Annotated in this window: 17 protein-coding genes; 15 read left to right on the forward strand and 2 right to left on the reverse strand. The window is 59.1% G+C overall.

The window, feature by feature from the left end; all coding sequences use genetic code 11:
• Positions 1-41 precede the first annotated feature (41 nt).
• From ACNKH3_RS03600 to coaD, 10 genes are all read left to right on the forward strand, one after another.
• A complete protein-coding gene (locus tag ACNKH3_RS03600) occupies positions 42-470 on the forward strand; it encodes a DUF4395 domain-containing protein (protein WP_420208280.1) in 429 nt (142 codons plus the stop codon).
• 136 nt (positions 471-606) lie between these two features.
• A complete protein-coding gene (gene purB / locus ACNKH3_RS03605) occupies positions 607-2,049 on the forward strand; it encodes an adenylosuccinate lyase (protein WP_420208281.1) in 1,443 nt (480 codons plus the stop codon).
• 49 nt (positions 2,050-2,098) lie between these two features.
• The gene (locus ACNKH3_RS03610; RefSeq protein ID WP_420208282.1) at positions 2,099-2,350 is read left to right on the forward strand and encodes a DUF4911 domain-containing protein; all 252 of its coding nucleotides are present in this window, start codon (positions 2,099-2,101) and stop codon (positions 2,348-2,350) included.
• Entirely contained in the window at positions 2,343-3,260 is a 918-nt protein-coding gene (locus ACNKH3_RS03615; protein ID WP_420208283.1) for a glycosyltransferase family 2 protein, read from the forward strand. The genes ACNKH3_RS03610 and ACNKH3_RS03615 overlap by 8 nt, the downstream gene beginning before the upstream one ends.
• Positions 3,261-3,275: 15 nt before the next feature.
• The gene (locus tag ACNKH3_RS03620) at positions 3,276-4,970 is read left to right on the forward strand and encodes an FAD-dependent oxidoreductase (RefSeq protein ID WP_420208284.1); all 1,695 of its coding nucleotides are present in this window, start codon (positions 3,276-3,278) and stop codon (positions 4,968-4,970) included.
• On the forward strand, positions 4,967-6,184 hold the full coding sequence (locus tag ACNKH3_RS03625) for a glycosyltransferase family 4 protein (RefSeq protein ID WP_420208285.1): 1,218 nt from the start codon (positions 4,967-4,969) through the stop codon (positions 6,182-6,184). Before ACNKH3_RS03620 ends, ACNKH3_RS03625 begins: the two co-directional genes overlap by 4 nt.
• Positions 6,177-6,662: a thioredoxin family protein gene (locus ACNKH3_RS03630; protein ID WP_420208286.1), complete on the forward strand. Its 486-nt coding sequence runs from the start codon at positions 6,177-6,179 to the stop codon at positions 6,660-6,662. Before ACNKH3_RS03625 ends, ACNKH3_RS03630 begins: the two co-directional genes overlap by 8 nt.
• Positions 6,663-6,776: 114 nt before the next feature.
• Positions 6,777-7,544: a CDP-diacylglycerol--serine O-phosphatidyltransferase gene (gene pssA, locus ACNKH3_RS03635; protein ID WP_420208287.1), complete on the forward strand. Its 768-nt coding sequence runs from the start codon at positions 6,777-6,779 to the stop codon at positions 7,542-7,544.
• A 3-nt stretch (positions 7,545-7,547) separates the two neighbouring features.
• Positions 7,548-8,135, forward strand: a complete 588-nt coding sequence (gene rsmD / locus ACNKH3_RS03640; RefSeq protein ID WP_417916262.1) for a 16S rRNA (guanine(966)-N(2))-methyltransferase RsmD — start codon at positions 7,548-7,550, stop codon at positions 8,133-8,135.
• Positions 8,132-8,611, forward strand: coding sequence for a pantetheine-phosphate adenylyltransferase (gene coaD / locus ACNKH3_RS03645; RefSeq protein ID WP_417916261.1), 480 nt, complete (start codon positions 8,132-8,134; stop codon positions 8,609-8,611). Before rsmD ends, coaD begins: the two co-directional genes overlap by 4 nt.
• A gap of 144 nt (positions 8,612-8,755) precedes the next feature.
• Here the strand turns inward: coaD and ACNKH3_RS03650 are convergent, their stop codons facing one another.
• Positions 8,756-9,367, reverse strand: a complete 612-nt coding sequence (locus tag ACNKH3_RS03650) for a fibronectin type III domain-containing protein (RefSeq protein ID WP_417916260.1) — start codon at positions 9,365-9,367, stop codon at positions 8,756-8,758.
• Between the two features lie 469 nt (positions 9,368-9,836).
• Complete coding sequence (locus tag ACNKH3_RS03655; protein WP_417916259.1) at positions 9,837-11,666, reverse strand: tetratricopeptide repeat protein; 1,830 nt, start codon at positions 11,664-11,666, stop codon at positions 9,837-9,839.
• A 236-nt stretch (positions 11,667-11,902) separates the two neighbouring features.
• Here ACNKH3_RS03655 and ACNKH3_RS03660 point away from each other — a divergent pair, with 236 nt between their 5' ends.
• From ACNKH3_RS03660 to ACNKH3_RS03680, 5 genes are all read left to right on the forward strand, one after another.
• Complete coding sequence (locus ACNKH3_RS03660) at positions 11,903-12,343, forward strand: ubiquinol-cytochrome c reductase iron-sulfur subunit (RefSeq protein WP_420208288.1); 441 nt, start codon at positions 11,903-11,905, stop codon at positions 12,341-12,343.
• A complete protein-coding gene (locus ACNKH3_RS03665; protein WP_420208289.1) occupies positions 12,343-13,194 on the forward strand; it encodes a hypothetical protein in 852 nt (283 codons plus the stop codon). The genes ACNKH3_RS03660 and ACNKH3_RS03665 overlap by 1 nt, the downstream gene beginning before the upstream one ends.
• Positions 13,195-13,217: 23 nt before the next feature.
• Entirely contained in the window at positions 13,218-13,727 is a 510-nt protein-coding gene (locus ACNKH3_RS03670; RefSeq protein ID WP_420208290.1) for a MogA/MoaB family molybdenum cofactor biosynthesis protein, read from the forward strand.
• A gap of 92 nt (positions 13,728-13,819) precedes the next feature.
• Positions 13,820-14,422, forward strand: coding sequence for a hypothetical protein (locus ACNKH3_RS03675; protein WP_420208291.1), 603 nt, complete (start codon positions 13,820-13,822; stop codon positions 14,420-14,422).
• A 19-nt stretch (positions 14,423-14,441) separates the two neighbouring features.
• Complete coding sequence (locus ACNKH3_RS03680) at positions 14,442-14,600, forward strand: hypothetical protein (protein ID WP_420208292.1); 159 nt, start codon at positions 14,442-14,444, stop codon at positions 14,598-14,600.
• Positions 14,601-14,735 lie beyond the last annotated feature (135 nt).

The raw sequence follows: 14,735 nt of genomic DNA on the forward strand, positions 1-14,735 counted from the left end.
CCGCCTCGAAATTTTTTTTTCAATACCGCAGGAGGTTTTTCATGAATGCAATGTGTCCAGTATCTTTTGAAAAAATTGACGAGAATGTCGTGCGGGCCAACGCCGCGCAGGCTGTCGTCCTGCTGCTGCTTTTTCTCTTCAGCCCATGGAAGTGGCTCATTTTAATCGTGGCGGCGGATTTCTGCATTCGCGGCTTCTGGCAGCCGAAATACAGCCTTTTTGTCGCAATCAGCAAAAAAATTGTCGCCTTGGCAAAACTCAAGCCGGTCTTGGTTGATGCCGCGCCCAAAATTTTCGCCGCCCGGATAGGCTTCTTTTTCTCCGTCCTCCTCATCGCCGCCTGGCTTCTGCATCAGAATGCCGCCGCTTGGGTCATCGGCCTGATGTTCGCCGCCTGCGCCTTGCTGGAAGCCGCCTTCCGTTTCTGCGTGGCCTGCAAGATGTACCCGTTCATCTGCAAAATGACTTGAAACCCGCCGAAGCAGGGCCGCCCTGCCCTGCTTCTCCCCCTCCCCTGCCCTTCCCTGTGGACTTTTCCGCCGGATTGCGTTTTAATACACCGCCAGTTCTTCCCCACACATCAACCTTCATCCGCAATACGTTGCTATGAATCACGATATTTATCAAGAGCCTTTGGTCAGCCGCTACACCAGCCGGGAAATGCAGGAGCTTTTCTCAGAACGCTTCAAGTTCACCACGTGGCGCAAATGTTGGGTGGCCTTGGCCGAGGCGCAGCACGAGCTGGGCTTGGAACTCGTCAGCCGGGAGATGGTGGATGAGCTGAAAAGCCATGCCGAGGACGTTGATTTTGCGGCGGCGGCAAAGAAGGAAAAGGAAATCCGCCACGATGTCATGGCGCATGTCCATGTCTACGGCCAGCAGTGTCCGAAAGCCGAGGCCATCATTCATCTCGGCGCGACCTCGCAGTTTGTTGTCTGCAACACCGACCTGATCATCCAGAAAAAAGCCTTGCGGCTAATCAAGAAGGCTTTGGTCAACGTCATCGCCAATCTGGCCGAGTTCTGCCGCACGCACAAGGACATGGCCACGCTGGGCTTCACCCATTACCAGCCCGCCCAGCCGACCACAGTCGGCAAGCGCAACACCCTGTATATCCAAGATTTGCTCATGGACTTGGACTACATCGAGGCTTTGGAGCGGCAGCTCAAGGCGCGTGGCGCGAAAGGCACAGTCGGCACGCAGGCCACCTTCATTGAGCTGTTCCACGGCGACCACGCCAAGGTGCGCGAACTCGACCGGCGCGTGGCGGAGAAGCTCGGTTTTGATCAGGTTTTTCCAGTCACCGGACAGACTTACCCGCGCAAATTGGATATGAAAACCGCCGAAACGCTGGCAGGCATTGGCGCGTCCGCGCACAAATTTGCCGTGGATCTGCGCCTGCTCTCCAACCTGAAAGTGCAGGAAGAGCCGTTTGAGCAGAAGCAGGTCGGCAGCTCGGCGATGGCTTATAAGCGCAACCCGATGCGCTCCGAGCGCATGACCGGACTGGCCCGCAAGCTGATGGGGCTGCCCGCCGACTTCGCCGCCACTGCCGCCAACCAGTGGTTTGAGCGGACGCTGGACGATTCAGCCATCCGCCGCATGGACATGGCCCAAGCCTTCCTGCTTACGGACGCAATCCTGAGGCTTTACGTCAACATCACCAACGGCATGGTGGTCTATCCCAAGCAAATTGAAAAGCATCTGCGGGCCGAGCTGCCCTTCATGGCCACTGAGAAGATCCTCATGGCCTGTGTCGAGCGGGGCCAAAGCCGTCAGGAAATGCACGAGGTGATCCGCGAGCATTCTGTGGCCGCTGGTTTGGCAGTGAAGGAGGAAGGCTTGGACAACGACCTGCTTGTCCGTCTGGCAGAAGATGAGCGCGTTCCCTTTTCGTTGAACGAGCTGGAAAAGCTGATCGGCAATTATCAGGAATTCACTGGCCGCGCCGCCCAGCAGACTGAGGAGTTTCTGGCTGAGGTGGTCGAGCCAGTGCTGACGAATTATCAGGATTTGCTCGGCGGCGTGGATGCCTCACTGAAGGTCTGACCGCCCTGCCCTTCTCCGGCCTCTATTGCTGCCATTCATTATGCATACATTGTTCCTCCGCATCAGAACCGACCGCATCAGCCTCTTCCGCTTTTTGCTTGAAGGCTACGACGGTCTTGCCGTGCTTTCCACCATCGATGTTCAGGAAGGGCTGGTCCGGCTCATTGTCCCAAAAGGCAGACACGCCGAGCTGTGGACGCTGCTGGCGGCAATATCGGGCGAACTGGCGCCTGCAAATTCAGATGAAACAGGATTAACGCAGGCGGCTCAGGCTGCTGAGTTTGTGCATGCAAATGAATAAAACTGTTTCCGTCATCATCCCTGCCTATAACCATGAACGCTTCATCGGCCCGGCTGTCGAGTCCGTCCTCAAACAGACGCACAGCCAGCTTGAGCTGATTGTGATTGACGACGGCTCCAAGGACGCGACCGGCGAGATTGTTCAGAGCTATGACGATCCCCGCCTGAGCTATTATCATCAGGAGAATCAGGATGCCTACAACACCATCAACCGTGGGCTGGGCTTGGCCAAGGGAGATTATGTCGCCATCCTTAATTCGGATGACATTTACACCACAGACCGGCTGGAAAAGCTGCTGGCTCTTCAGCAGGAGAGCGGCGCAGCCTGCCTGTTCAGCGATGTCGTGCCGATCTCTGACAGCGGCGAGGAATTCTCAGATCCGAATTTCGGCTGGAATGTCTGGCACAAGAAGAACAGGGACTGGTATTTTGCCTGCGGCGATTTGTACACCGCCTTTCTTAAGGGCAATTTCATGGTCACGACCTCCAATCTCTTCATGACCGCTGAAGCCGTGCGCACGGCAGGCAAGTTTTGCTCCCTGCGCTATCTGCATGATTACGATTATATCTTCCGCATGATGCTGGCCTTTCCCGGCCAAGTGCGTTATGTCCATGACCAGAAGCTGCTCTATTACCGCATCCACAGCGGCAACACCCTGAGCGAGGCGGCTGTGACCGGGCGGCTGCAAGATCTCGACGTGATTCATAAATACATGCTCGCCGCCTTGCCGGAGCAGCACAGGGGCCTTGCCGCCGCCGGAACCGCGCGGCTGCTGGAGCTGCGCGACGAGCTGGAGCAGGTGCGGGCCGAGCTGGCGGGCCGAGCCGAGCCGAGCGTCCGCGAGCGGCTGAAGCTGCTGCTGGCGGCGGTCAAATACAAGCTGCGGAAGAAGTTGGCCAAGCGGCCCTGAACCAAGGAGAAGAGCATGAACAGAAACGAGCATCTGCGCCGTCTGGCCCGGCAGGAGTTTGATCTGCTGGTGATCGGCGGCGGCATCAGCGGGGCCTGCATCGCCCATGACGCGGCCCTGCGCGGCCTCAGCGTGGCCCTGCTGGAACGGCGCGACTTCGGCGGCTTCACTTCCGCCGCCTCGTCCAAGCTGCTACACGGCGGCATCCGCTACCTGCCGCAGGCCCAGCTCTGGAAGGTGCGGGAATCAGGCCGGGAGCAGCGGATCATGCAGCGGTTGGCCCCGCATCTGCTGCGCTGGCTGCCTTTTCTCATTCCGACCGAAAAAGGCTCGTTCATGCAAGGCGCGCTGCCCTTGCAGGCGGCGATGCGCATCTACGGCCTCTGCCACTGCGGCTTCAGCGATCTGCCGCCGGGCGCGCCGCTGGGCGAGTTCCTGCCGCCTATCAAGGCAGTCCGCGTGGCGCCGCAATTAGCCAGCATCGCCAAGCTCAGCGGGGCGCAGGTGCTGAACGAGTCGCACATGCACAGCTCTGAGCGCATGACCTTGGCCTTCATCAAAACAGCGGCCAGCAACGGCGCGGCAGTCGCCAACTACGCTGAAGCGGTCAGCTATCTGAGCAGCCGGGACCGGGTGCGCGGGGTTGCGGTCAGAGACGCGCTCAGCGGCAAGGAATTTTCCGTCGCCGCCCGGATGACCGTCAATTCCTCCGGCCCGGCTGCGCAGTCCCTCAACCGCGCCTCGCCTTCGCTCCAGCTGCGGCTGCGCAAGGAAATCACCGGCTTTGCTCGCGGCGTGCATCTCGTCACCCGGCAGATTCACCCGGACTATGCCCTTGCCCTGACCACCCGCGAGAAAACAGAAGGCTTTGTCACGCGTGGCGGGCGGCATTTTTTCATCATCCCGTGGCGGGGCCGATCGCTCATCGGCACCACCAACACGCCCTTCAAGGGCGATTTCGACCAGCTGCGGGTGACTGCCGAGGATGTGGACGAGTTTCTCGCCGACATCAACGAGACGTTGCCGGATCTCGGCCTGCGCCGCGACGAGGTTTATTATGCCTACGTCGGCATTTACCCCCTGACTGTGCGCGTGATTGACCCGGAGAAATATCAGGCGGGCGGCGACTACCAGCTGGTTGACCACCACAGCAGCGACGGCGTGGCCGGTCTGATCACCGCGCTGGGCGCGAAATACACCACCGCGCGCGGCCTGGCGGAAAAAACGGTGGATCTGGCGGTGCGCAAGCTCGGCTGCCCGGCCTTTCCCTGCCGCACCGCCGTCACGCCGCTGCTCGAAGGCGGCATGACGAATCTTGCCGCCTTCATTGCCCGCAAGCAGGAGCAATACAGCGCGCTGCTGACCAAGGAGATGGCCGAGCATTTGATCCGCTATCACGGCACAGGGATTGACCGGGTGATGGAGACCGCCGCCGGAGATGCGGAGCTGCTCAAGCCGCTTTCGCCCGGCGTGTCAGTCTGCGCGGCGGAAGTGCTGCATGCGGCGCGGAAGGAGATGGCCGCGCATCTTGATGACGTGGTGTTCCGCCGCACCGGCATGGGCACCATCGGCTGCCCGGACGAGGCGGCCTTGAACCGCGCGGCGGCAATCATGGCTGCCGAGCTGGACTGGGACGAGCAGCGGACTGCGGCGGAAAAGGCGGCTGTGCTGGCCCGCTACGCGTTCCGCCAGCAGGTCAGTCCGGCATGAGCGGCGGCAAAGCGGCGATTGTCCATGTCGCGCCCACGCCTTTTTTTGCCGACCGAGGCTGCCATATCCGTATCCGCAACGAGATCGAGGCCCTGCGGCACAGCCAGCGGCGGGTGATCCTCTGCACATACCATCATGGCCGCGACATGGAGGGCTTAGACATCCGCCGCATCTGGCCGGTGCCGGGCTACACCAAGTTGGACGCAGGCTATTCGCCCTACCGCTTCCTTGCCGACGCGCTGCTGTTCATTCTCGTCCTGAAGACAGTCTGGCAGGAGCGGCCCATCCTTCTTCATTGTCATCTTCACGAGGGCGCGCTGATCGGCTGGGCGGTGAAGAAATGTTTGTTCTGGCGCAGGCTGCCGTTGATCATGGACATGCAAGGCAGTCTCTCCGGCGAGCTGACCGCATACCAGAGCTTCGGCGCGAATTCGCTGCCGCTGCGTTTGTTCAGGAACATTGAGGAACTGATCTGCCGGATGCCGGATTTCTTCCTCTGCTCGTCGCGGCGGAGCAAGGACTGCCTGCTGGAAGATTTCGGCGTGCCTCAGGAAAAAGTCCTGCTGCTGGAGGACGTGGTGCCGGACTCCTTCTTCGCCGCCGCGTCCGCCTGCCGTCCCCCGGAAGGGGTGATTCCGGCAGGCAGACGGGTGATCATCTACACTGGCTCGCTGCTGCCGGGCAAGGGGATGCAGCAGCTTTTGGAGGCGATGCGGCTGCTCTGCGCGGAGCACGGCGACCTCTTCTTCCTGCTGGCCGGATATCCGGCCGAGGCGGCGCGGAATTTTGTTGCCGCACATCATTTGGAGCAATGCTGCCTGCTGCCTGGCCAGTTCAGCTACGCCGAGCTGGCTGGCTGGCTGGCCTTGGGCGAGCTGGCGGTGGAGCCGAAGGAGGCTGACGCAGGCGAGGCCAGCGGCAAGCTCCTGCACTACATGGCCGCCGGGCTGCCGGTGGCCTGCTTTGACACCGCCAACAACCGCCACATGCTCGGTTCGTCCGGCTATTTCGCGCCATCGGGCGATGCCGCCGGGCTGGCCGCCGCCATTCAAGCCGCGCTGGACGACCGCGATGCAGCCCGCCGCCGGGGCAATGAAGGCCGCCGGGCCGTCCGCGACCGCTACTCCTCCGCCGCGCTGGGCCGGACGCTGCATCAGGTGTACAAAAATCTCGGCTGCGCTGTGCAGCCATCCGCAACAAGCAACAATGTCTGAGACACCCGCCTCCCGTTTCATCCGCATCGGCAAGGCCAGCGTCGGCTTGGTCGGTCTTGATGCCGCGTTGTACGTTGCCGCCCGCCAGCAGCTGGCTGATGCTGAAGCAGCGGACTTTCTCTTCGCGAAAATCAAAGAAGAAAACTACATCCCGCCCGGCTGCGAGGCGCAGTACCGCGAAGCCCTGCTGGCCGCTTGGCTCAGGCACTGCGGCGCGGAGGTCGGCGGCGGAGAGGGTTTAGTGATTCGCATCTTCGGCACCGGCTGCGTCAGCTGCAACCGCCTTTACACGATGCTGATCGAGCTGCTCGACCGGCTGGAAATCGCGGCGGACGTGGAGCAGATTTACGACCCGGACGAGATCGGGCGGCACGGCGTGACCAAAACCCCAGCCCTGATGATCAACGGCGCGATCAAATGCGCGGGCCTGCTGCCCTCTCCGGCGCAGGCCGAACTCTGGCTGCGCGGGCAGCTCTGAGCCGGGCCGTATTCTGTTGCAGAACTCCGCCTTGCAGGTATAATATTGCCCTGCGCAGGGCGGGCCGAGCGTCCGCCCGCTTCCTCAGATTTCTCCTGCCAGCGAGCCGCCATGATGGAACTGCCCCAGCCTAGCCGCGCTTTTCTCCTCCCCTGCACATTGACCGTCGCCAGCCTCTTCAGCGGTTTTTATTCGATGGTCGCCTCAATCAACGGTCATTTTTACGCCGCTGCGGTGGCGATCATCATCGCCGCCATCTTTGACGGCCTGGACGGCAGGGTTGCCCGGATGACTGGCTCCACCTCCAATTTTGGGATGCAGCTGGATTCGCTCTGCGACATGGTCTCTTTCGGCGTGGCGCCGGGCTTGCTTGCCTATCTCTGGGCGTTGAAACCCTATGGCCGCTACGGCTGGCTGGCCGCCTTTCTTTATGTCGCCACAACCGCCCTGCGTTTGGCCCGCTTCAACACTCTCGCCGCCGCGCCGCCGCAGCCGGAGAAGCAGAAGAATTATGATTTCGTCGGCCTGCCGTGCCCTGCCGCCGCCGGAGCCGTGGCCACAGCGGTGATGTTTTCCCGCCACTTGGGCGCGGAAGGCACGGTCCGGCACATCTCCATCCTGCTGCTGGTCTATCTGCTCTCCTACCTGATGATTTCCAACCACCGCTACCGGAGCTTCAAGAAAATCCACATTCCCCGCGAGCGGCGTTTTCATGCGCTGGTCGGCATTATTCTCATCTTGGTGGTGCTCGCTTCCGAGCCGCCGGTGACGCTGTTCATCGCCGCCCTCAGCTACGCCGCCTCCGGGCCGCTGCTGGAGCTGTACGGGCTGATGCGGCGGAAAAATCAGCCGCCGCCGTCATCAGACAGCGGAGCGGCCTGAGCGATGCGCATTACCGGCGGCGCAGCGCGAGGCCGCAGCATCAGCGGGCCGAAACCTGGCTGCACGCTTATTCGTCCCACCAGCGACCGCGTGCGCGAGGCGCTCTTCAGCATCATCGCGGCGGAAATTCCCGGCAGCGCGGTGCTGGATTTGTACGCAGGCACCGGCTCTTTCGGCTTGGAGGCTTTGAGCCGGGGCGCGGCGGCGGCGGTCTTTGCCGATCTGTCGAAAACATCCTTGCAGCTTATTCAGGACAGCCTCAGCCGCTGCGCCGCCGGAGCCAATGCCGCGCTGCTTCAGCTCGATTTGTCTAAGCCTGACAGTCTCGTCAAATTGAAAAACCGCCTGCCTGCTGGAATGCGCTTTGATCTGATCTTTCTTGATCCGCCCTATGAAAAAAATCTAGCGGAAAAAACTGCGGCGGCAGCGGCGGAAAGCGGCTTGTTGCAAGAAGGCGGTTTGCTGATTGCTGAGGAGCGCAAAAACGCCCGCCTGCCTGAGCGGTGCGGCAGTCTGTCGCTGACTGATCAGCGCAGCTACGGCGAAACCGGCCTCTGGTTTTACCGGCGGACAGAGGAGCTGGCGCAATGAGCATCGCCATTTATCCCGGCACCTTCGATCCGATCACCAACGGGCATATTGACATCATCACCCGCTCGCTGCGGATATTCGAGCGCGTGGTTGTCACCATTGCTCTCAATCCCTCCAAAAACCCGCTCTTCAGCTTGGAGGAGCGGATCAGCATGATTCAGCAATGCTTTGCGGCTAATGAGCGCGTGGAGGTTGACACGGCCAGCGGTTTGATCGTGAATTACGCCGTGCGCAAAAACGCCTGCGCCATTATTCGCGGCCTGCGGGCGGTCTCTGATTTTGACTACGAACTCCAGCTCGCCCTGATGAACCGCAAGCTGGAGCGGCGGGTGGAAACGGTTTTCCTCATGACCGGATTCCGCTGGATTTACATCAGCTCATCAATCATCAAAGACGCGGCGCGGCACGGCGGGGACATCAGCGGCATGGTTCCGGCGCATGTCTTGGCTGCGCTGAAGACGAAGTTCGGGCATTGAGGAAAATGCCTGGGCGAAATATTTTTCGCCCCTACCAAAACATCATCGGCCAACGTAGGGGCAAAAAATCTTTTGCCCTTGTTGGATGCTGCCTTTTTGCTGGCATTGCCGGGGCGAAGAAATTTTCGCCCCGGCAATAAACCCTTACAGCACCACCATCACGCTGTTGCTCGGCAGGCTTTCGCCTGATCTGTTGACAGCGGTAACGCAATATTCCAGCTCTTTGCCGCGCTTCTGATTTGTCAGTTCCGCCTCAACGCCGGTCAGCGTGTGCACCGGTGTCCATTCCTCGTCGTCGCCCCGTCCCCGCCGTTTGATGACAAAATAAGCGGCGGGGCCGCCGTCAGCAGCAGACCGCTTCCAGCGCAGGCTCACTGCGCCCGGACTTTGCCGGACAACCTGAAAATTCAGCGGCTGGCCAGGCGCGGCAATCGGCGAAGGCGGCATCCGTCCGCTCCAGCCAATCTGATTCAGCTTTGCGTCATCGCCGTTCACCGCATATTCGGCATAGTTCAAATCCGCCCGCATTCCGCCAGTCAGGGTCTCTTTTTTCGTGCGCTTGGTTTGCGTGGCCTGCTCCGCCGCAGCGTATGCCGCAACTTGGGAATTGCTTGCGCCGACAAATTCATCCAAGAGCGCTTGCAGCTGGGCTGCTGGAACTGGCGGCGCAGGATAATCGGCATTTTCCGTCATGCCGCTGATCATCGTTTGCGCCAGCTGTATGATGCCTTCTTCTGTTTTCGGGAACTCCGCCATGATCCAGCCTCCTGTGATATATCCGCTGTTTCTCTGCGACACAGCAGCGGCCAGCCCGTTGCCGCGCACAGCACTTGCACGATACGCCGCTGAATGCAATAATGCAAGATGTTTTTTGCTGTTGCAGAACGAGACGGTCTGCTCTGCCTCGCATTATCATGCAGAGAAGCGCATTACGGAAAGCTCTGTATCAGCAGGCCGATGATTCATGCAGCGGCTTTATGGGCAGTGTGGCGCGGCAAGGAGCTTGGCAGCAACGTGCCGAATCAATCAGCACGGTGAAAATCTCCGCAGCGGTTCATCGAGTTCAGCAGCGAGGCAATTCTGAGCGCGTCAAGGCGATGCGGAATGCGGCGAGGCGATGCGGAATGCGGCGAGGTGTTTTCTGGAGGGATACTGCGGGAGGTTCGGCGTTGCGCTGTTGGTCAGGAAGGAGAGGCACTGCTGCGGGCGAAAGAAAGACGCTGGACTATTTGCCTAAACCATCCAGCCATTGCTGCACTTCCTTGGCGTTTGGGTGCCCCATTTCCTTAAATAGATGCAGGCCTTTTTTCCACATCTCTTCCGCTTGCGCCAAGTTTCCGCGCTTTTTACATACACTGCCCAGATTGGCGTATTGATTCGCCGTTGCTTCTTTCATCCCTAACGCCTCGCTGATTTCAAGGCTCTTCTTGTACATCTCCTCCGCCTGCGCTAAGTCTCCGCGTATTAAATGCACATTGCCCAGATTGCCGTAAGACTTTGCCATGCCTTCCTTGCTGCCCAAGACTTCATGCAGTACCAGAGCTTTCTTGTGCATCTCCTCCGCTTGCGCCAAGTTTCCGCGCTTTTTACATACACTGCCCAGATTGGCGTATTGATTCGCCGTTGCTTCTTTCATCCCTAACGCCTCGCTGATTTCAAGGCTCTTCTTATACATCTCCTCCGCCTGCGCCAAATCCCCGCGCTTTTTATATATCAAACCCAGACTGGTGTAATTCGCAGCCATGTCCTCCTTGCTGCCCAAGGCTTCATTGAGCACCAGAGATTTTTTATACATCTCCTCCGCCTGCACCAAGTCGCCGCGCGTGGAATACACAATGCCCAGATTGCCGTAATTCAGTGCCATGCCTTCTTTGCTGCCCAAGGCTTCATTGAGCGTCAGAGCTTTCCTGTGCATCTCCTCCGCCTGCGACAAGTTGCCACGTGTGAAATATACACTGCTCAGATTGGTGTAATCCGCCGCCATGCCTTCCTTGCTGTCTAAGGCTTCATTGAGCGTCAGAGCTTTCCTGTGCATCTCCTCCGCCTTGTCCAAGTCTCCGCGTGTATAATATATATTGCCCAGATTGCCGTAATTCGCCGCCATGCCCTCCTTGCTGCCCAAGGCTTCATGAAGCACCACAGCTTTGCTATACATCTCCTCCGCCTGCGACAAGTCGCCGCCTGTGAAATACACATTGCCCAGATTGCCGTAGTTGATCGCCATGCCTTCCTTGCTGCCCAAGACTTCATTCAGCACCAGAGATTTTTTGTGCATCTCCTCCGCCTGCGCCAAGTCCCCGCGTGTTGCATACACAAGGCCCAGATTGCCGGTGGCTGCTGCCTGCCATTTTTTCGTGCCGCCCAAGGCCAGCACCTTGCGATATGCCGCTTCCGCCTGCGCCAGCTCCCCTGTACGGCTCAACAAATGCCCAAGCCGATTCCAGCCGTCAGGATTGTCCGGGTCAAGCTCTGCGGCCTTTTGGTAGGCAACAAGCGCTTCCTTGGGATTGTTCATGTAAGCCAACGCGCCCAAGTGCCGGGCTGCCGCCGCCGCTTCTTTGTTCGCAGCGCGGCCTTGCGCCTCTTTTGTTTTCAGCACCTCAGCAAAAATAGCCTCGGCCTGCTTGGCATCGCCACGCTGCAAGGCTTGCAGGGCTTCATCAATGCGGCGGCCAGGCGCATCAGCTTTCGACAGGGCGGTAATGGCTTTGGTCAGGGCTTTGATCTGCTCGTTCTTCGTGGCCAGCTCGCCTTGCAGTGGCTCCATCAGCTTTTCCGCCAGCTTTGCCGCGTCAACGGGCGGAATCTTTGCCACGTAGCTTTTCCACGCCTCCAAGCCCACTCCCGCCAGCAGCAAGGTCAAGGCCAGCCAGAAGCCGTAGCGGAGAAAGAGCCGGATGATCAGGCCGCTGTCTTTCTTGTCCACTTGAGACAGCAAGCCGGATTTTATCAGCTGCCAGTGAATCCCGTAGGCGAGCAGCAGGACAAAGCCGATCAGCACCAGCGGGCTGCCAGCAAGATGCGGAGCAATTTTTTCAAACCAAGCGTAGTTCATGCGCAGCCTCCTTGGGCGTTGAAGTTCTTGTCCGCAGAATTTCATATAATGCCGCCGCGCTGTCAAGCGGAAAAAGACAGCAGGCGCACGCCGCTTGCGCGGGCCGCCTGCATGAAGAATCAGCTTGTTTGCTGCGGTTTCGTGCTATATAGTAAACTTTTTGCACAACGCCAGCGGAGCAAAAGATTTTCTGCCCCCTGCCTGTCAATGTTTTCGTCCTTGCCGCCGCAATTGCTATGTCTTGCCCTCATGCCTCCTCCGATGACCGCCGCAGCGTGCTGACAGCTGTTCTCCGCTGGACTGCCGCTCTTTCCGGCTTGGCGCTGATTCATCCCCTGCTCAAGTTCACCGGCTTCACGGTCAAACCAAAGCCGCGTTATGTGAAGGTCGCGGCTCCGCTGCCGCGCAGCGGAGTGCACGCCGAGCGGGAATTTTTCCTCTTTGCCTCGCCGGACCGGCAAACGGCTTGGGCGGTTTCGCGCACCTGCACCCATCTCGGCTGCCGGGTGAATTTTTTGGAAGACAAACAGATGATTGAGTGCCCCTGCCACCAGAGCCGCTTCAGCCCGCAGGGCCTGCGGCTGGCCGGACCTGCGGAGAAAAACCTGCCCGCGTTTCCAGTGGAGCTGCAAAAAGATGAGACCGGCGCAGTGACCGGCTATGTGGTGACGATTTGATGGCTGGTCAGCTCGCGGCACTGCAAAGCTGGCTTTTCTCCCTGCGCTGGGGCGGCCACGCCCTGATCAGCCTCTATATTTCCGCGCTGTCCGGCTTGGTGCTCGGCTTGCAGTACAACCCGGCGGAGCCGTTCTATTCCACCGCGACCATCCAGTTAGTCATCCCCTTCGGCACCTTTTGGCGTTCGCTGCACTACTGCTCCAGCCAAGCGTTTTTTTGCCTGCTGCTCATCCATTTGGCCTTGGTCATCGGGCGGCGCAGCGGCCAGTTTTCTCAAGCGGACTGGCTGCGGCTGACCGCCAGCGCGCCGGTCGCCCTGAGCCTGCTTTTCACCGGCTACATTCTGCGCGGCGATGCGACCGGAGAAGCTGCTGGAGCAATTGCGGAAAACATCGCGCTCTCCATTCCGCTCTTCGGCCAGCCGCTGAACAAATTGCTGCTCGACATTGGCGCGGCGGGCCTGCGGAAAATTTACCTGCATCACGCGGTCGGACTGATGCTGCTGGCCGCATTCTGCCTTTGGCCGCATCTCCGCCGCTATGGCGCGCTATGGCGCAATCATCTGCCGCTGCTTCTGCTGCTGCTTGCCGCAGCGGCCTTCGTAAAAATTCCTCTTGAGCCGGAACGTTTCGGTCTGCTGCGCATCGCCGGGCCGTGGTTTTTCATCGGAATGCAGGAGCTGCTGCGCCATCTGCCCGCCTTCTGGGCCGGAATCGCGCTGCCTGCCGCACTGATCGGGCCGCTGCTTTTGCTGCCTGCGGCAGGCCGGGCCAGAAGCTGGTGCCTTGCCGTCATCGCAGCTTGGCTGCTCGCCTACGCCGCCTTCACTTGGCTGGGCTGGAGATCATGATTTTTCACCACGAGGTCAATGCCATGAGCAAATTTTCCCCGTTCACCTGCGGCGTGCTCACCTTGAGCGACAAAGGCTCGCGCGGCGAGCGGCAGGACACCGCCGGGCCGCTGCTCCAAGAGCTTCTGGCTACGCAGGGCTTCATTGTGGCCGCCAGCGCGGTCATTCCTGATCAAGAAGAGCTGATCGTCGCCACGCTGACCGAATGGGCTGACCAGCGGGGGCTGGATCTGATCGTCACCACCGGCGGCACCGGAGTTTCGCCCAGCGACCGCACGCCGGAGGCAACCCGCCGGGTGATTGAGCGGGAGGTGCCGGGGCTGGGCGAGGCCATGCGCCAAACCAGCCTCGCCAAAACCGTGCAGGCGGTCTGGTCGCGGGGCATCGCCGGGGTACGCGGGCAGTGCCTGATCATCAATCTGCCCGGCAGCGAGCGGGCGGCGAAAGAAAACTTGGAGGCCGTGCTGCCCGCCTTGGCGCATGGCCTGCGCAAAATCAAGGGCGATTCGGCGGACTGCGGCCAGTCCTGCTGATCATATAGAGCAGTTTCGGGTCATGTGCTGCGAAAATTGTGGAGGCGGCAGCCGCGCCACGATTATTTGACAAAAAAATCCTGAGAGGAAATATGAAAACGAGAACAATTTTTGCATCGATCGCTGCTTTTTCATTTGGTTTTACTGTTGGGGCTTTTGCCGCCGACTCTGCAACGCAACCAACTATCCAGATAATTGAGGCATCTGGCAACCTGGAATCAAAATACGACGTTGGTTGTATCGGTATGGATAAAGTGGAGAGCAAATACACCCCAACTGATCTCTACAAGTCTATGTCGAAGTGTGTTGACTCAGAAATGTATGAAAAAGGTGCCTTCCTTTTCGCAATTGCAGGAACATATGGACGTTTTGATACTTTTCGGGTAGTAGACAAGACAGCCCATCAAGCAGTAGATGTTGCCTTTATGCAGGCATTAGGTGCATTGGATGAAAGCAAACGAGTCGAATTCCAGAAAAATATAAAGGAGATACTTGGCAGTCCAGAAGGTCTTGCAGTAGCTTGCAGGGAGATCGTGCGAATTGGGGTGCCGGATTATTATCCTCGTTACATGATTCAACACGGCATGGGTGCATTCACAAAAAGAGGCGATGGTGAAGAATTAGCAAAGGACTTCGACACAAAGGCTGCGTGGAAGAAATCACTTGACACTTATTTACACTGCCCAATCATTTGACGCTTCTACGTAAGCGAACATGCAATACAGCATCACCAATGGCGGCATTGTCCTTCTCATGGTCACTGTCGCCCTGATTGGCGGCATGATCTTCGGCGCGGAATCGCAAATTCTCAGCAACGGCTTTCTGGTCATCCTTGGCTATTTTTTCGGCCAGTCGTCCTCGAAAAACAAATAGGAGTTACGCAGTTGGTAAAAATCAGTTAACCTATCAGGATGAATAAATCCAAAGTAAGTGAGTACGATTATATTAATTTTTTAATCGGCACTCAGCGAGTTTATAGCAGCGCCGAAGCGGAGCGGGTCAGTCCTG

The organism is Candidatus Electronema sp. JC, from assembly GCF_048287365.2.
In the GTDB taxonomy this organism is placed as follows: domain Bacteria; phylum Desulfobacterota; class Desulfobulbia; order Desulfobulbales; family Desulfobulbaceae; genus Electronema.